General features: G+C 31.8%; 17 protein-coding genes. All 17 read right to left on the bottom strand.

Translation table 11 applies throughout. The features are described 5' to 3' along the window. Nucleotides 1-168 precede the first annotated feature (168 nt). The 17 genes from E4O07_RS04415 to E4O07_RS04335 all read right to left on the bottom strand — a co-directional run bounded on the left by E4O07_RS04415 (nt 169) and on the right by E4O07_RS04335 (nt 17,299). On the bottom strand, nt 169-630 hold the full coding sequence (locus E4O07_RS04415) for a flavodoxin domain-containing protein (RefSeq protein ID WP_253687602.1): 462 nt from the start codon (nt 628-630) through the stop codon (nt 169-171). Between the two features lie 22 nt (nt 631-652). Next, nucleotides 653-1,249: a DUF2271 domain-containing protein gene (locus E4O07_RS04410; protein ID WP_253687601.1), complete on the bottom strand. Its 597-nt coding sequence runs from the start codon at nt 1,247-1,249 to the stop codon at nt 653-655. A gap of 279 nt (nt 1,250-1,528) precedes the next feature. Continuing rightward, nucleotides 1,529-2,128 carry a hypothetical protein gene (locus tag E4O07_RS04405; RefSeq protein ID WP_253679541.1) on the bottom strand — a complete coding sequence of 200 codons (600 nt, stop codon included), beginning with the start codon at nt 2,126-2,128 and terminating at the stop codon, nt 1,529-1,531. A gap of 729 nt (nt 2,129-2,857) precedes the next feature. After that, nucleotides 2,858-3,430, bottom strand: coding sequence for a hypothetical protein (locus tag E4O07_RS04400; RefSeq protein WP_253687598.1), 573 nt, complete (start codon nt 3,428-3,430; stop codon nt 2,858-2,860). A gap of 987 nt (nt 3,431-4,417) precedes the next feature. Next, nucleotides 4,418-5,011: a tetratricopeptide repeat protein gene (locus E4O07_RS04395; RefSeq protein ID WP_253687597.1), complete on the bottom strand. Its 594-nt coding sequence runs from the start codon at nt 5,009-5,011 to the stop codon at nt 4,418-4,420. A 1,663-nt stretch (nt 5,012-6,674) separates the two neighbouring features. Beyond that, on the bottom strand, nt 6,675-7,538 hold the full coding sequence (locus tag E4O07_RS04390; protein WP_253687596.1) for a hypothetical protein: 864 nt from the start codon (nt 7,536-7,538) through the stop codon (nt 6,675-6,677). Nucleotides 7,539-7,574: 36 nt separating this feature from the next. Continuing rightward, a complete protein-coding gene (locus E4O07_RS04385) occupies nt 7,575-8,312 on the bottom strand; it encodes a class I SAM-dependent methyltransferase (RefSeq protein ID WP_253687595.1) in 738 nt (245 codons plus the stop codon). Nucleotides 8,313-8,472: 160 nt separating this feature from the next. Further along, a complete protein-coding gene (locus tag E4O07_RS04380; RefSeq protein ID WP_253687594.1) occupies nt 8,473-8,886 on the bottom strand; it encodes a type II toxin-antitoxin system VapC family toxin in 414 nt (137 codons plus the stop codon). Nucleotides 8,887-8,888: 2 nt separating this feature from the next. Next, on the bottom strand, nt 8,889-9,173 hold the full coding sequence (locus E4O07_RS04375) for a hypothetical protein (protein ID WP_253687625.1): 285 nt from the start codon (nt 9,171-9,173) through the stop codon (nt 8,889-8,891). A 187-nt stretch (nt 9,174-9,360) separates the two neighbouring features. Continuing rightward, nucleotides 9,361-9,678 (bottom strand): hypothetical protein, encoded by a 318-nt coding sequence (locus E4O07_RS04370; RefSeq protein WP_253687592.1) that lies wholly within the window; start codon nt 9,676-9,678, stop codon nt 9,361-9,363. Nucleotides 9,679-9,923: 245 nt separating this feature from the next. Further along, nucleotides 9,924-10,259, bottom strand: coding sequence for a hypothetical protein (locus E4O07_RS04365; RefSeq protein ID WP_253687591.1), 336 nt, complete (start codon nt 10,257-10,259; stop codon nt 9,924-9,926). Nucleotides 10,260-10,426: 167 nt separating this feature from the next. Next, nucleotides 10,427-10,744: a TfoX/Sxy family protein gene (locus E4O07_RS04360; RefSeq protein WP_253687590.1), complete on the bottom strand. Its 318-nt coding sequence runs from the start codon at nt 10,742-10,744 to the stop codon at nt 10,427-10,429. Between the two features lie 171 nt (nt 10,745-10,915). Beyond that, nucleotides 10,916-11,308, bottom strand: a complete 393-nt coding sequence (locus E4O07_RS04355) for a VOC family protein (protein ID WP_253687589.1) — start codon at nt 11,306-11,308, stop codon at nt 10,916-10,918. 1,674 nt (nt 11,309-12,982) lie between these two features. Next, entirely contained in the window at nt 12,983-13,255 is a 273-nt protein-coding gene (locus tag E4O07_RS04350) for a BrnA antitoxin family protein (RefSeq protein ID WP_253687624.1), read from the bottom strand. Continuing rightward, entirely contained in the window at nt 13,227-13,541 is a 315-nt protein-coding gene (locus E4O07_RS04345; RefSeq protein ID WP_253687623.1) for a BrnT family toxin, read from the bottom strand. The genes E4O07_RS04350 and E4O07_RS04345 overlap by 29 nt, the downstream gene beginning before the upstream one ends. Nucleotides 13,542-13,974: 433 nt before the next feature. After that, nucleotides 13,975-15,240, bottom strand: coding sequence for an integron integrase (locus E4O07_RS04340; RefSeq protein ID WP_253687588.1), 1,266 nt, complete (start codon nt 15,238-15,240; stop codon nt 13,975-13,977). Between the two features lie 619 nt (nt 15,241-15,859). Further along, nucleotides 15,860-17,299: a hypothetical protein gene (locus tag E4O07_RS04335; RefSeq protein ID WP_253687587.1), complete on the bottom strand. Its 1,440-nt coding sequence runs from the start codon at nt 17,297-17,299 to the stop codon at nt 15,860-15,862. Nucleotide 17,300 lies beyond the last annotated feature (1 nt).

Genomic DNA, 17,300 nt, shown 5'->3' with positions numbered 1-17,300 from the left:
ACAAAACAATTGTCAGGTTGAAGCGGGTGTTAGGTTATTATAATAATTTTTTATAATTACGTTTCGCATAATATAAATACATTATATTAACTACTTTTTTCTTTACATTACTTATATTAAAGTTATAATAAGCTAGTGAATATAAATAATCATTGAGAAATTTTCCACTTACAGCAGCATTTTCGCCCCAATATTTTTCACAAATTCAACGGCATTCTCAATATCCGTAGTATTGGGATGTCCTTTGGCTAGACCGCCGAAGAATTTAAATAAGCCGTAGGTATCGAAGCCCTTACATTCAAAAGCTCCTAAAACTTCAAAGTCTTTGTCTTGTAAATAAGAAAAGAATTTTTTTGCATATCGTCCTTTTCCAATTCCACTGGTACAAAGTACAAAAGTTTTCTTAGGTATATCTGCTTTGTGTTTTTCTAAAAATTTATAAATTGATTGATGAAATTTCTCCATATATATTCCTGAGGCAAAACCTATTGTTTCATATTTTGAAAAATCTATTTCTTTTATTTTATTAACATTAAAGATATCGATTTCTATCTCTTTTGAAATTCCTGTTAGTAATTTTTCGGTATTTTTATGATGGATCGAAGCGTAGATGATGGCAGTTTTATTCATGATTATCTCCTGAAAGTCAAATTTATTTTATTTCTACATTAGTTATCAGTTTTTGTTTATCATAACCTTTGCCCGATATTTTTTCGGTAATTTCACCTAGCGTGATATTATCATCTATTTTTATCTCGCATGTAAATAATACGGTATTTTCCCATTTTATATTTGCTTCAATACATATTTTATAGGTTCCCTTTCCTACAAGTCCTCCATTTTCATTTTTGATATCCCATTCCAATTGAATCTTCCCGGATTTAGGAGTCGCACTACTTATTCCGTCTATGCCAGTTTCTTTTACAGCTTGAACCTTCTCCGATTTAGGAGTTGCACTGCTTATTCCGTCTATTCCGGCTGCTTTTAAAGCTTTTCTCCATAAAGGCAGGCTTTCAGGTCTTTTTTCCCAACCCTTTCCGGCTGTAAAATCCGTAACAAATAAATTTTTTACGAGCATACCTTTTCCGTTTTCAACCCATACAGCAAATTGATTGCTTGCTAAGCCGAATTTTCTGGTAAAATCAAAATTGATACTTATGGTTTTTTCCTGATTGTCTAAATCCTCTGCAGATATATTTCCGGAAAAGACCATAAAAATGATTAGAATAGTTAATATTATTTTTTTCACCTTACAAATCTCCTTACCTTTCATTGAGGTATAAAATTTAGAAAACATACATTAGTCTTATTTAGCGTGCCATGGGCACGTCAACCTAACATTCGCTTAACCTGCATTTGCGGCTCGTCCGCAATGTCAGGTTGAAGCGAGTGTTAGATTTTATTTTTCCAACAAAAACTAACACATTTTTTCGATTTCCTTTATATACTTTGACTATATTAAACTTCCATTAAAAACAGTTTTGCATATTTTACGGAACTTTTTATATGCAAAACTGTAAAGTTATAACTATAACTTATATCCAACACTAAAACCAAGGTTAAACATAAAACCGCTCTCTTTCGTTGCTGCTGAACCCATATTTTTATTCATCTGAAATCCAAGTAATAAACTAGGCTTTAAAAATAATCTTTCTTTTACATAAACATCTGATCCAACACCAAATGCAACATAATGTCGATGAAAATTATAACTTGAATCAAGATTCTCTTTATAATTTTCTCCATCTTTTTTACAAGAAATATTAAAATTTAAATCAAATCCAAACAGGGGATAAATCTTTGCAATACCAACTGTAAATGGATATTTTCCAAAAAAAGCCATATTAAAGTAACTCATATTAATTCCAGATACCAAAGGAGTAACTTCACTACTACCAAAGCTAAAACCGAGAGTACCCAAAACATATTGTGCATCAAAAAAACATTTTACACCAAAAAAATTACCAGTTGCTTTAGGGCTAACCTTAAACCACCCTGTATCAATCTCTGCTTTTTTTGTGGCATGTGTAAAATCAATACCACCACCAACACTCAGATCAATTGCAAACAATGATGTAGTACATAATGCTGCAACTAATAACATTGAAACTAACCTCTTTTGTTTCATCTTTCAACCATCCTTTCGCAATGTTTTTTTTTCATTGCAATTATTTTTATTTTTCGTCGAAAGAATGCTTTGATTGGTTCCGCACCTGCCTGCCGTAGGCAGGTCAATCTAACATTCGCTTAACCTGCATTTGCGGCTTCTCCGCAATGTCAGGTTGAAGCGGGTGTTAGACACTTTTATTTTATTTAATCGCTTATATTAACAATTATGCTTTTAATTTTACACTATTTTGCTTTTCATTACTATATTTAATAAATAAAAAAACTTAAAATTTTACTATAAATCTTTATTATTTACAAAATTAAACTTTTATAAATAATATTATCTTAAAATTATAAGCTTATTCTTAACAATTAGACTTTATTTTTTAACCTATACAGCTTTTTAATTACTAAATCCTTAAAAATCAAAAATTAAAACTTTATTTTCCTCACTAAGTTAATTATTATAATCACCATGACCGTCCGAAGGACTTTTAACTCGTCGATTTCCTAAACGAGTTATAAAATCCTAAGATAAAAGCTTATTTTCCTTATCCAAGTAGATATTATAACACAACTTTAATCAAAGAACATAAGCTTTTAAGTTTTAATTTACAGAAAATACACACTCAATTTTTCAAAATTGCAGTTAATCGTTTATTAAACCATCCGGCTAACATGCGGTTGAGCTGCAAACAGAATTATCTCTTTTCTTGGTTTTGCAAACTGTGTTAGATGATTTTATTTATTAAAAGATAATACTAGCAATAACTATTGCAACAAAATAATGCAATAAAATTAAAAAACCTTTTATTGATAATCCATATTTATAAATAACAGGTACTTCTTCTTTCGATTCTTTTGATAGTTCAGCAAAATCCATTTGCGAAAATTGGTTAATGGTATTGTTTGAAAGCTCATGGAAATAATACTTTAAAATTAAGTTATTTTGCTTTATATTTAGAATAAATACTTCGCCTAATCTGAATTGAAACATGGAATGCAACCTGAATCCTTTAATTATAGAAAAAGGTATATAAATTCTTTTTTGAATAATATGATCGATAAATATAATCAATTCATTTTTTGTAATAGTCAAATGATTATTTATTGGTGTAAATAAAATTATAAATAAAAGTATTAATGAGCCAAGAAAGCATCCAATAATATCGTTTAATTTGCTTGCCATATCGTTTATAAAATAAATATTTATATATATACAAGTCAAAAAAATATAGGTTACATATATGTATACTTGTAAAAATATATTAAATCTACTTGGTTGAGAAGCAAAAATTACATCATGTTTATTTATTTTCATATCTGCTCATTTTTTATAATTATATCCTTTTGCACGCAAAGCGTGTCTGTCTAACATTCGCTTAACCTGCAAACGGGCTCAGTCCCGTTTGTCAGGTTGAAGCGGGTGTTAGACACTTTTAGTTTATTTAATCGCTTATATTAACAATTATGCTTTTAATTTTACACTATTTTGCTTTTTATTACTATATTTAATAAATAAAAAAACTTAAAATTTTACTATGAAGCTTTATTATTTACAAAACTAAACTTTTATAAATAATATTATCTTAAAATTATAAGCTTATTCTTAACAATTAGACTTTATTTTTTAACCTATACAGCTTTTCATCATTAAATTAAAAAATCAACAATTTTACTATAAAGCTAAAATTTTATTTTCATTAACAAATAATTATAATAATTACCAGACCGTCCGAAGGACTTTTATTTTGTCGATTTCCTTAACGAGTTTAAAATACTTAGATAAATTTTAATTTTCCTTAGAAAATAATTATTATAAACACAGACCGTCCGAAGGACTTTTAAATCGTTGATTTCCTTAAAAAGTTTAAAAACACTCAGATAAAACTTTATTTTCCTTAGAAAATAATTATTATAAACACAGACCGTCCAAAGGACTTTTATTTTGTTGATTTCCTTAACGAGTTTAAAAATCCTCAGATGAAAGTTTATTTTTCCTTATCAAAATAGATATTATAATAAAACAAAACTTTATTCAAAGAACCTAAGCTTTTAACTTGGGTTTTACGCTTTAATTTACAAAAAAATACACACTACTTTTTCAAAGTTGCAGTTAATTGTGCCGTTAGGCATCTGTCTAACATTCGCTTAACCTGCATTTGTGCCTTTGCCGACGCGTAAGCGTCAGCAAAGTTGGCGCGAAAGTTGCATAAAAAAGGGAGCTACATCAGCAGCGACTGCCTTAAGCAACTTTCGTGACAAAACAAATGGCAGGTTGAAGCGGGTGTTAGATTTATTTTTACTTTCAAACAGATTGAATATCAGCATACATAGACTGCATATTTCTTATAAACTTATCTACTTTGCTATTATTCATTCCCAATTTTCTGCTCTTTTCAATGTTATTCATACATTCTTCTTTCTTACCATTAACCATATTAATGATAGAAAGATTAAAATATGGAAGTGGATATTTACCATCAATCTTTAAAGCAGCGTTAATATATTTTTCTGCTTCTTCATATTGTTCTTTTCTTATATAGACAGTGCTAATATTGTTTTTAACCATGGCTAAGATATCTATAGTATAGATAGAGAAAGACCATGTCATCCAGAAAATATTTTTTTTCCATGGCTTTTCCTCAATACAGTGCTCAAATTTTAAAAAGTAATATAACGCTTTATCTAAATCATCTTTATCCAAATACTTTCTACCTCTATAGAAATCTTGATAAAGATATTGGTTTACTCTTCCGGGTATAAGCAAAAGTAGAGCAATAAAAAGAGAAGTAATAAATCGATGTTCCTCGCTAGTATTTGATATAATCCAATAAACAATAATCCCAAGCAATGCAAGTATTATAACGTAAAGTATTTTTAAACACAGTGTTCTACTCATTTTTAATCCTCCGCGCGAAGCGTCAATCTAACATTCGCTTAACCTGCATTTGCGGCTACTCCGCAATGTCAGGTTGAAGCGAGTGTTATACGCTCTTATTTTAAGTCAACCGTTATATTAACAATTAAGCTTTTAATCTTACACTATTTAACTTTTTATTACTATACATCCATAAATAAAAAAGCTTAAAATTTTACTATAATGCTAAAATTTTATTTCACTTAACAAATAATTATTATAATTACCATGACCGTCCGAAGGACTTATAGCTCGTTGATTTCCTAAACGAGTTCTAAAATACTAAGATAAAAGTTCATTTTCCTTAGCAAGTAATTATTATAATTACCAGACCGTCCGAAGGACTTATAGCTCGTTGATTTCCTAAACGAGTTCTAAAATACTAAGATAAAAGTTCATTTTCCTTAACAAGTTAATTATTATAATCACCATGACCGTCCGAAGGACTTTTAACTCGTCGATTTCCTTACCAAGTTTAAAAAACCTAAGATGAAAGTTTTATTTTCCTCAACAAATAATTATTATAATTACCACGCCCGTCCGAAGGACTTTTAATTCTTCGATTTCCTTAACTAGTTTTAAAATTCTCAGATGAAAGTTTTATTTTCCTTAATCAAGTAGCCATTATAATAAAACACAACTTTAATCAAAAAAACTAAGCTTTTAATTTGGGTTTTACGCTTTAATTTGTAAAAATATACACCCTACTTTTTCAAAGTTACAGTTTATCGTGCCGTCAGGCATCCGTATAACATTCGCTTAACCTGCATTTGCGGCTACTCCGCAATGTCAGGTTGAAGCGAGTGTTAGATGATTTTATTTTACCTATCCTGCTTATATTAACAATTATGCTTTTAATTTTATACTATTTTGCTTTTTATTACAATATTTAATAAATAAAAACTTAAAATTTTACTATAAAGCTTTATTATTTGCATATATAACTTTCATATTACTTAACGCATATATTAAAAACTATTATTTTAACTATAATTCTATATTATTTACAAAACTAAACTTTTATAAATAATATTATCTTAAAATTATAAGCTTATTCTTAACAATTAGACTTTATTTTTTAACCTATACAGCTTTTCATCATTAAATTAAAAAATCAACAATTTTACTATAAAGCTAAAATTTTATTTTCATTAACAAATAATTATAATAATTACCAGACCGTCCGAAGGACTTTTATTTTGTCGATTTCCTTAACGAGTTTAAAATACTTAGATAAATTTTAATTTTCCTTAGAAAATAATTATTATAAACACAGACCGTCCGAAGGACTTTTAAATCGTTGATTTCCTTAAAAAGTTTAAAAACACTCAGATAAAACTTTATTTTCCTTAGAAAATAATTATTATAAACACAGACCGTCCAAAGGACTTTTATTTTGTTGATTTCCTTAACGAGTTTAAAAATCCTCAGATGAAAGTTTATTTTTCCTTATCAAAATAGATATTATAATAAAACAAAACTTTATTCAAAGAACCTAAGCTTTTAACTTGGGTTTTACGCTTTAATTTACAAAAAAATACACACTACTTTTTCAAAGTTGCAGTTAATTGTGCCGTTAGGCATCTATCTAACATTCGCTTAACCTGCTTTGCGGCTCGTCCGCAATGTCAGGTTGAAGCGAGTGTTAGGTGCTTTTATTTTTTGTATATTTATATTCAATCTTTTTATTATTTCTATAGGCATATAAAATCTCTTTTTCTTCATCAATTCGAATTTTACCGATTATAATTCGTTTCTTGAAAAGCATATTTTCATCCTGATAAATACAAAGTAAACCGTTTTCTATACACCAATATTCAATTGGACCTGTAACAAAAGAATCTTTTTTATCATAAATACAATCTACTATCTGTATTTCATCATCTGTTTGATGAAATACAAAAGTTTCTATTTTAGTATCCGATATAAGTTCAAAGCGATGATTGATAATTTCGTCTTCAGTCCAAGGTAATAATAAATCACTACTTTTATAAATCATAATCCATTCCGTAATTTTCCGAATGATTTCTTTTCGATTATTTTCGGAAGCATGAATATAATCCCAAAAATCTTTAGCACTATCCGTTTTTCTTTTTATATTTTCATACATTACAGTTTCAAAATAATTATCGGACATTTGATACATGTCGATGAGCATACAAACAGCAATATCACCCTCTGTCATCGGACAAACCAAATTGGGAATACAATATTTTGTTTCTTTTATTGATTCGGCTTTTTCAAGTAAATAATTTGTATTGCCGTGGTTTTCTATTATTTTCAGGTAATTACCGTCTAGTGATTCCGTAGGGTTTAAATCAGCTGTTTTTAATACAAGATATTTTTCATTAGATTCTTTCTGCACAAAACTTTCAAATAAGTCATTTGCAGATTTTTCTATACAAGAAATAAGAGTAATAGTAAAAAAGAATAACATTATTTTTACTTTCACAAATTCTTCCTTTTGCTGCCCGAAGGGCAGTCCACATAACATTCGCTTAACCTGCATTTGCGGCTACTCCGCAATGTAAGGTTGAAGCGGGTGTTATGTGATTACTTTAGCAATCATATAAATTTCTGAGCCATTCTTTGAAAACTCTTCACTACAATTATATAATCCCTCTAAAACTTTTTCATCTATTATTTTTTCTTTAAATGCCATATACATCTGCTTATGGGTAAAAGGCTTCATAAAAAATGTTCCGCATTCCATTATAAAAAAAACTTTATCTTCTAACATTTCCTTAAGACTATCTACATCAAACACATTGTTCTGCTGAAGCTCTACATTGCGCTCCGTTTTTTCATTAATATTTCTTATGATCCCCATTCTCTTTGCAAGAATTCTATGAAAAGAATTTGCATTGGGAACACAAAAATATACTTTACTCTCTTTTTTGCAATTTCTTTTTATTGCTTCTAGAAATTCCTCCTGATTTTCTATCTCATGTAGTAAACTTGAACAGATTATAAAGTCATACTTTTTATTATTCATTTTTTCACTTGGAAAAAAATCATTTATACATTCGATTTTTTTATTTCCAATTGCTTTTTGTTTCGCATTTTCATATAATTGCAAACTCGGCTCTATACAGGTATATTTTTTATACTTTATATTTCCAAGCTCAGTAAAAACTGGTTGCATGCCAGTGCCTATATCTAATATTTCTTGCAGCTCATATCTCCTCAAAATTTCCAATATTTTTTTTCGTCTAAAACTTTCCTGAATAACTTCAAAGCCATCTGCACTATAATCCAGTGCATATTTTTCAATATCTCGCATAATCTTCCTTCACAAATTATTATGGGGAAAAATATGCTATATGGTTTGTTTTTTACTTAAAACTTGCTGCCGTTATTGACGGCAGTCCACATAACATTCGCTTAACCTGCTTTGCGGCTCGTCCGCAATGTCAGGTTGAAGCGAGTGTTAGGTATTATTTCTATTTTAGATTTAAGAAATCTTCCGGACTAATTATTTTGACAGGAGAATTCCTAAATCCATTTTCACCATCTCGTGTAATGATATAATCCAGATTTGCATTTCCCGAGCATTTCATTTGAAGTGCATCTTCCAAATCATTCCAGTCTGCATTGTCTACAAAAGCAAGAAAATCTTCTTTTCTTTCTGATAAAATTGTAAAAAAATTACAAAGTAGTTTTATTATACTTTTCCTGCTTTCAATATTATGAGATTTTCTGGAAATAAAGAATACATCGGAAATTGAATGAGCTGTAATAAAACCGGCGTGTTTTTTACAAATACAATCTTTAAAAATTTGATTTGATGCATCAAAGAATTGTTTTCTATTTTGAACAATATCAAGAATAATATTTGTATCAATTAATATTTTCATACTTATGATTCATATTTTTTAGAAAAATACTCTGATTTGGCATCTTCAATAGTTATATCTGAAGAAACACAACCTGTAATTTGTTTCAATAAATCCATTCCTGCTTCAGTTGAGAGTTTATCTTTCTCTTTAGATTTTATGACACTTATTTTGTAATCCAGTAAATCAAAAAAATCAGAAACATCTGAAAGAAATTCAACAGGAATGGATTCAAGTCTTTTTTCCAAAACTTCATATGGAACTTGATAAGATTGTTTTTTTGATAGATTTATCATTGCATCAGACATATTTCCCTCCTTTTTCCATTATAATACATTCATAATGAATTTTATGGCAACCTCTAAAAACTAAAGTTTTTAAAGGTTGCACTTTGGTTTAATTTACTACATATTTTATATGCCATTTATAAATAAAAGCTGATAAAATACCCACTAGTCATCTGTAAAAATCTAACCTGAGTTTTTAACTATGACCTTATCTTTTAGAGAGTTCTTCTCTAAGTTTTCTGTTTTCCTCTTCCAATTTCTTTTTATTTTTTATGGATTTCGCAATTCCATACCCTGCAGCTCCTAATCCAACTGCAGCTGCTACGGGGGCAGCCGCAACAAGAGCAATTCCTCCCAACATTGAACCGCCTACTGCAGCTAATCCTGATGTTATTGCAGCTGCTCCTGCTCCAGTACCTGCTGCCGTGATTGCAGCCCCAGCTCCTGCTATTGCACCTCCAGCACCCAATGCGGCTCCAGTACCTGCTGCAAGTTTTTCAGCAAGTTTATCATCTTCTTTCTCCATCACAATCTCCTATAAATTTATTTTTAGATCGAAATAAATGTTATAGGTCGGTTCCGCACCTGCCTGCCTTTAGGCAGGTCAACCTAACATTCGCTTAACCTGCATTTGCGGTTCCTCCGCAATGTCAGGTTGAAGCGAGTGTTAGATTTCTTTACTAAATTATTTTTAAATACATAGCTAAAAAGTAGTTTACACGTTTTATGGAACTTTTATATGTAAACTACTTTTTTATTCCTATGAATATTCTACTTTACTTCAACATAGTCAATTGCTATACCTGAAAGAATTATGTAATCATAATTACCTTTCTTTCCTCGTCCATCAATGACTACATTAACAACATCATCAGCCTTAGGATACATTTCTTTTGCAACTTCAAGCAATTTTGTGTATCCACCTCCGGATCCTGACAATTTACCTTTATACTCTACTCTACCTAATATAACATACTTACTTCCATCAGCTGGAAATTGTGCTGTTGTTTCTATAGGTCTTACTGTTGAGCAGCCAACAACTAATACAACGCTTATCAGTGCTAATATAAGCGTTCCAATCATTGAAACTATTTTTTTCTGTTTCATCTTTAATCCTTCCTTCTTGCAGTATCCTTTTTTACTGCAATCATTTTATTTTTTGTCGAAGGAATGTTTTGATTGGTTCCATTACCTGCCTGCCTTTAGGCAGGTCAATCTAACATTCGCTTGACCTGCATTTGCGGCTCGTCCGCAATGTCAGGTTGAAGCGAGTGTTAGGATCTTTTTCTCTTTTGTTCCGGCAGTTCCCCATACATCGCAAAAATCAATTCCCTAAGAAATTCACGGTTATCTAGCTCTTCAACTAAAATCATTTCCTTTGCACCATCATACGGCACTTCATACTGAGCCTTGGGCATTTTTTCCAATACTGATTTTGTAGGTTTTACAAGAAAGCGATTATCATAGATTCCGCCGATGATTTTACCCCTATAATAAATTATATACTCTCCCATCATCTGTCGAAAAGTTATATCTTCCAAATCAGAAAGCTGGTCAAGCATAAAATCCAAGTAATCTTTACTAGAAGCCATTACTTATTATCCTCCTTTTAGAGGCATAAAGCAACTTGTTATTTATATATTTTTCTTTTCTATAAGAAAATGTTTTTTAATTTCCTAAAAACTTAAAATACAACAGCCTATAGCTTCGCCCCAAAGTTCAATTCATTTTTTAGCAATACGAACTTGCTGAAAAAATATTACTTATTCTTTCACAAAAGAACCAATTTCCACAAGATTTCCTTCGGGGTCGGCAATATAGCAGGTTCGCTGTCCCCAAGGCTCTGTTGTAGGTGGCATTACGGATTTTCCGCCCTTTGCAACTATTTCATTATACGCTTTATCAACTGCCGCAAAATTTTCTACACCTAAAGCAATTTCAAAATGCCCATTTATCTTTTCTGCATAATTGAATTTTGTAGAAGTCATATTTTCAAAATCTGAGCGTCTGTAAAATAGAAACAGTGTACCGTCTTTTTCAAGAAACACATTTGAAGCATCTTCTGCCTCTTTGATTTCAAATCCCAATACATCTCTGTAAAAACGAACCATTGTCGGCATATCTTTTACAAAAACACCAAATCCATCTAATTTCATATATTTCCTCCAAAACATCGCACGCCAAAGGCGTGTCGTCCTAACTACCGCTTAACCTGCATTTGCGGCTTGTCCGCAATGTCAGGTTGAAGCGAGTGTTAGATGATTTTATTTTACCTATCCTGCTTATATTAACAATTATGCTTTTAATTTTATACTATTTTGCTTTTTATTACAATATTTAATAAATAAAAACTTAAAATTTTACTATAAAGCTTTATTATTTGCATATATAACTTTCATATTACTTAACGCATATATTAAAAACTATTATTTTAACTATAATTCTATATTATTTACAAAACTAATCTTTTATAAATAATATTATCTTAAAATTATAACTTATTCTTAACAATAAAACTTTATTTTTTAACCTATACAGCTTTTCATCGTTAAATTTAAAAAAATCAATAATTTTACTATAAAGCTAAAATTTTATTTTACTTAGCAAATAATTATTATAATTACCACGCCCGTCCGAAGGACTTTTAAATCGTCGATTTCCTTAACGAGTTTAAAATACTTAGATAAATTTTAATTTTCCTTAGAAAATAATTATTATAAACACAGACCGTCCGAAAGACTTTTATTTTGTTGATTTCCTTAACGAGTTTAAAAATCCTCAGATGAAAGTTTATTTTTCCTTATCAAAATAGATATTATAATAAAACAAAACTTTATTCAAAGAACCTAAGCTTTTAACTTGGGTTTTACGCTTTAATTTACAAAAAAATACACACTACTTTTTCAAAGTTGCAGTTAATTGTGCCGTTAGGCATCCATCTAACATTCGCTTGACCTGCATTTGCGGCTCCGTCCGCAATGTCAGGTTGAAGCGGGTGTTATACGCTCTTATTTTAACTCAACCGCTTATATTAACAATTAAGCTTTTAATCTTGCCTTATTTTGCTTTTTATTACTACATTCAATAAATAAAAACTTAAAATTTTACTATAAAGCTTTATAATTTGCATATTCAACTTTTACATTACTTAAAGCATATATTATAAACTATATAATTTAACTATAATTCTATATTATTTACAAAACTAATCTTTTATAAATAGTATTTATCTTAAAATCATAAACTTATTCTTAACAATAAGACTTTATTTTTTTTACTACCCCGCTTTTAATTACTAAATTTAAAAAAATAAAAATTTAACTATAATACTAAAATTTTATACAACTTAACCGCTTTATATTATAAATAAACTTTATTTTTAATATTTTCATATAATTTTAAAATACAAAAAATAAAATTCTATTTTCCTTAACAAGTTAATTATTATAATTACATGACCGTCCGAAGGACTTTTATTTATTGATTTCCTTAGCGAGTTATAAAATACTAAGATAAAAGCTCATTTTCCTTAACAAGTTAATTATTATAAATACCAGACCGTCCGAAGGACTTTTATTCATCGATTTCCTTAATGAGTTTTAAATACTTAGATAAAAGCTTATTTTTACTTATCAAAGTAGATATTATAATAAAACAAAACTTTATTCAAAAGAACCTAAGCTTTTAATTTGGCTATTACGCTTTAATTTACAAAAAACACACACCATTTTTTCAAAGTTACAGTTTATAGTGCCGTAGGCATCCGTATAACATTCGCTTAACCTGCATTTGCGGCTTGTCCGCAATGTCAGGTTGAAGCGGGTGTTAGGTTAAAATCTACCTTCGAAAACAGCATCTCTAAGACATTTGTTTATTCTTGTCTGATAACCTTTACCAGTTGCCTTCATCATTGCAAGAATATCAGCATCAATTTTAAATGAAATTGATACCTTTTTTGGTGTTATGTCGAAATACTCTTTATGATACGGAACAAATTCCTGTAATTCTTCCTTTGAGAATTTCGGAGAATCTTCATCATAGGTAATAGGGAATTTCTCAATTTCTGCAATTCGTTCAGCCGTTAATTTTTTTGATGTAATCATAATAGACCTCCTTCAAATCATTATCTGCTCTTTGAGCTGAAATAATTCTAATTCGTTCACGTTCCGTAAAAGTAGTTACAAGAACCAACATTCCATTTATACAACCTATACCATTCCATCTTTCTTCATCAACAGAATGATTTTTATCATATCGGACAAGAAAATATGGATCATCAAAGACATCCGTTATCTCTTCAAACCCGAAACCATGTTTTTTACAGTTGATTTCATTCTTTTCTTCATCCCATTCAAAACGACGATTTTCACTTATAACAGTTTTACCCATAAAATATCCCTATCAAAAGTATATATTTATAAGGATATATTGTCAAGCATATGCTTAAATTATGAAAAACGAAACTTTTATTTATTTAACAAATTTCAAATAAACTCCATAGCTAACTTTTTATTTTAGCATATATTAAGCTGTTTTCATTCTTAGCAAATCTAAGAATTATATTTTCAGTTTTAGACTTTATTAATATATAAATTTCTATACAAATTAATATATTTGCAGATTAAGTACAAGTCTTTCCGCAAGCGGTTAGCTTGTCAACCTAACATTCCTTCGACCCTTCCTCACTATATCATAAAACCCAATAATTTTCAATCTAAACTGCCGCAAAACAAAAATAAGCTTTTTCTACCATAATAACCAAGCGTATAAAACTCCATCGGCAGATTAGGCCTATCTTCACTAAATAAATAAATAAACAAATTCACATCCTGTCTATGGGGCTTTGCACTCCCAGACTGCCTCGGTTTAGGACGTGTGTATAAACCATGGTGGTTTTAACATCGCTGTGGCCGAGAAGTTCTTGGATCGTGCGGATATCGTAACCGGCTTCCAAAAGATGCGTTGCAAACGAGTGGCGGAAGGTGTGACAGCCTATCGGCTTAGGGATGCCTGACTTTAAAACAGCTTCATGCAGGGTGCGCTGAATAACGGAAGGGTCGATATGATGCCTTCCCTGCTCGCCCGTTTCCTTATTCCGCCAGCGGCGTGCTTGGGGAAACACCCACTGCCAGGCCCAAGTTTTACCGGCATTGGGATATTTTTTTGCAAGAGAAAAAGGAAGAGGCACCGAGCCGAAACCATCCTTGCAATCCGCTTCATGGATCAGGCGTACCTTTTCCAAATGCTTTTGAAGCGGAAATTTAAGGGAAACCGGCAACATAGTTTTACGGCCTTTCGCCCCCTTTCCGTCATGTACGGTAATCTCGTTTTTATCAAAGTCTATATCCTGCACCCTTAGCCGCAGGGCTTCCATCAGCCGCATTCCGGTTCCGTACAGTAGGCATATACAAAGACTATAATCATTGTCAGGCAAAATAGAAAATATCTTTGCAGTTTCCTCCCGGCTCATCACAGTGGGAAGCTTTTTAGGCTTTTTTGCACGGACTATATTTTCAGGAGTATTTATAGTTAAGCCCAATATATTTTTGTATAGAAACAAAATAGCGGCAAGAGCCTGATTTTGGCTTGAAGCAGCGGTCTTTTCTTTTACTGCAAGACGGCTAACAAAAGAATTTATTTCATCATCGGAAAGAGCTTTAAGATTTTTATCCTTATTTTCGCTAATAAAGCGGCTTATCCAATAGCTATAAGCCTCTTCTGTGCGCTTGCTGTAATGTTTGGCAGCAATAACTTCATCCAGCTTTTGTAGAATAGATTTAAGATAAGTTGAGGCCGGACTATCATTTTCCCCAATAGTTTCAGTATTAAAAGCATCAGCATAGTTAGAAGTATGATTTTTACCGGTAAACCTTGAATCTGCCATACAGATTCCGTTATAATAAAGATTATTTAACAAAATGTCACAAGAATTACGATCGGCAGGGATAATCCAAAACCGTTGTTCCGGCAACCAAGCCCTTCCCGGCACTTTTTTTATTGCTTGGAGCACCTTAGAAAAATCCTCTCCTTGAGCTTTAAAATTTACCGACAAAGCCTTATTTTCATAAGGCCGTATTTCAACAAACATACACTCCTCCTTAAAACTGCACAATACACAGTTTTACCGCACACCTTTCCCATGGTATATTATGACGATTGATAAACCGCTAAATAACCCTAAGCAAAAAATTTATGCATGACTGTTCAATTTCTATAAGTTTAACAGCCTGAACATAAACCATTGTAAGAAAAAGCCTACATCATGCAGCCGAAACATACTATAAGCAGCTATTTTCTCATATGCGGGTTAATTATCGCACATTTCTATGGATTATGCAAGTATTTCGATGAAAAATGTGCATCCATGCATATTTTTCATCTCAGAGTTTGCGGCAAGCGCAAACTCTCGAAGTTTGGAACCTCCAGCCATCCATGGCGGATAATACACAGCCAAGCCGTAAATAGAGGGAGCAGATACTTGATGAACAATGTACATCCGTGTACATTGTTCATCTTAGAGTTTTAGACTTACGTCTAAAACTCTCAAAGCAAGGAACCACCCGCCATCCGTGGCGGTTGTTCGACTTAATCCGGCAAGAGGCGAGTCGAGGACGCGAAGCGAATAAAAATTAACCGGAGGCGTATCTTTGATACGTCGAGGATTAATTTTTATGAAGCGACAAAGTCATCGGCCGCATATTGCCGGATTAGAAGGTGCCGCCGCCTAGGCGGAATGATAAGGTATACCCTATTCCCCCCTTTGTCTTTGACTTAGAACTCAAGGGATAGCTAAAAGAAGGGCCTGTGCTCATACTTGCAAATTTATATATTTTCCAATTGAGAGTGAGTTTTGAAAAGCCTTCAAGTTCCGATATTGCAAATTGCTGAAAAAGGCTTAAGCTCAACTTATCGGTACCGAGTTTATTTTGGCTTATGGTAAATGCAATGTAGTGTTGACCGATATTCCCCATAGCTGAGATATTTTGTACCTTTTCCCTAAATGCAGCATTAAACAGCAAAGCAGGATTTTTTGCTTGATCCAAAATATTTACAGCTGCATCCGTATTTGAATAGCCGAAGCCGTTGTAAAAATATTGCAAGGCTATGCTTGTGTGTGTGTCATCATTTGAGTAAGAACCGCCGAGGGTAGCCTGAAAAAAGGGCTTATTTTTTTCGGTATAGGGACTCATATCGGTCTTATAATAGGTATAGTCGCTTCCCCAGGCAAAAACGCCTTCGCCGAAGACGGCAACCTTTCCTGCTATGCTGCCTGAAAAGGTCGCAACAAGCCGGGGCGCCTTTTCGTATTTGTACCAGCCGCCGACACCCAACTCCCAGTTTCCGATAACAAACTCGCCCTTTGCAGCTCCTGCCGTGTATTTGGGATCAAAGCCGTCTCCTTGCCCTGGAGGCAATAGGTAGAGCCAGATATTGTGCTGGGTTTTAGGAATAATTATGTGGGTTCTTAATGAAAGCCCCCCTTCCCTGTCGGCTGTGGGATCTTCAGGATCGATTCTCGAAATATTTATAACGTCGGCAGGGCTATAAAAATAACCCGTTCCCCATTTTACCGCATGTTTTCCGAAACGGAAAAAGGCAATATCTTTGGCGGAAAAATCCGTGTAAAGTTCTTGTATTTTGATGTTTACTGCCCCATTTACACTTATGGGAGCTATTATATCATTAGCATTAAAAAATGTATTCTTCGGAATCGTAAGAGCTCCCGATAAACTCTTCTCAAAAGGAAATCCGAAAATAAATTTTCCGTAGAGCTTTAAGTCTTCGACAGGGCGGGCATCAAAAAAGAGACTTCCGTTTAAGGCGGTATTAAAAGTACCTTTTCCGTCTTTAAAAGATTTCATGTAATCATCTTTCTTTGAATAAGGATCTTCCCAAGCATAATTTATTCCCATCGAAGAACCCAAACTTCCGCCTATCCGCAACTTTTTTGCTTCAAGAGTCAGGCTTGCTTTTTCAAGATCGGCCTTAAACTTAAAATCACTCTTATTGTCGGAGCGGGCTTCCTCAGCAGAGATGATAGTATCTTCATCTCCGCCGAAAAGCTCATCTTCCAAATTTGTGGAGTTTTCTTGTGCAAATACAAAAAATGGAAGAAAGGCAAAAATAAAAATTATAATTTTTTTCATA

It is taken from the genome of Treponema sp. OMZ 798 (assembly GCF_024181385.1).
In the GTDB taxonomy this organism is placed as follows: domain Bacteria; phylum Spirochaetota; class Spirochaetia; order Treponematales; family Treponemataceae; genus Treponema_B.
Note: the sequence above shows the minus strand (reverse complement) of the source record. Positions and strands in the feature narration are given on the sequence as shown.

Coding starts and splice junctions, on each gene's coding strand:
- E4O07_RS04415 (WP_253687602.1), bottom strand. CDS start 630: ATGAATAAAACTGCCATCATCTACGCTTCGATCCATCATAAAAATACC.
- E4O07_RS04405 (WP_253679541.1), bottom strand. CDS start 2,128: ATGAAACAAAAGAGGTTAGTTTCAATGTTATTAGTTGCAGCATTATGT.
- E4O07_RS04400 (WP_253687598.1), bottom strand. CDS start 3,430: ATGAAAATAAATAAACATGATGTAATTTTTGCTTCTCAACCAAGTAGA.
- E4O07_RS04395 (WP_253687597.1), bottom strand. CDS start 5,011: ATGAGTAGAACACTGTGTTTAAAAATACTTTACGTTATAATACTTGCA.
- E4O07_RS04390 (WP_253687596.1), bottom strand. CDS start 7,538: ATGCAGGTTAAGCGAATGTTATGTGGACTGCCCTTCGGGCAGCAAAAG.
- E4O07_RS04385 (WP_253687595.1), bottom strand. CDS start 8,312: ATGCGAGATATTGAAAAATATGCACTGGATTATAGTGCAGATGGCTTT.
- E4O07_RS04380 (WP_253687594.1), bottom strand. CDS start 8,886: ATGAAAATATTAATTGATACAAATATTATTCTTGATATTGTTCAAAAT.
- E4O07_RS04375 (WP_253687625.1), bottom strand. CDS start 9,173: ATGTCTGATGCAATGATAAATCTATCAAAAAAACAATCTTATCAAGTT.
- E4O07_RS04370 (WP_253687592.1), bottom strand. CDS start 9,678: ATGGAGAAAGAAGATGATAAACTTGCTGAAAAACTTGCAGCAGGTACT.
- E4O07_RS04365 (WP_253687591.1), bottom strand. CDS start 10,259: ATGAAACAGAAAAAAATAGTTTCAATGATTGGAACGCTTATATTAGCA.
- E4O07_RS04360 (WP_253687590.1), bottom strand. CDS start 10,744: ATGGCTTCTAGTAAAGATTACTTGGATTTTATGCTTGACCAGCTTTCT.
- E4O07_RS04355 (WP_253687589.1), bottom strand. CDS start 11,308: ATGAAATTAGATGGATTTGGTGTTTTTGTAAAAGATATGCCGACAATG.
- E4O07_RS04350 (WP_253687624.1), bottom strand. CDS start 13,255: ATGATTACATCAAAAAAATTAACGGCTGAACGAATTGCAGAAATTGAG.
- E4O07_RS04345 (WP_253687623.1), bottom strand. CDS start 13,541: ATGGGTAAAACTGTTATAAGTGAAAATCGTCGTTTTGAATGGGATGAA.
- E4O07_RS04340 (WP_253687588.1), bottom strand. CDS start 15,240: ATGTTTGTTGAAATACGGCCTTATGAAAATAAGGCTTTGTCGGTAAAT.
- E4O07_RS04335 (WP_253687587.1), bottom strand. CDS start 17,299: ATGAAAAAAATTATAATTTTTATTTTTGCCTTTCTTCCATTTTTTGTA.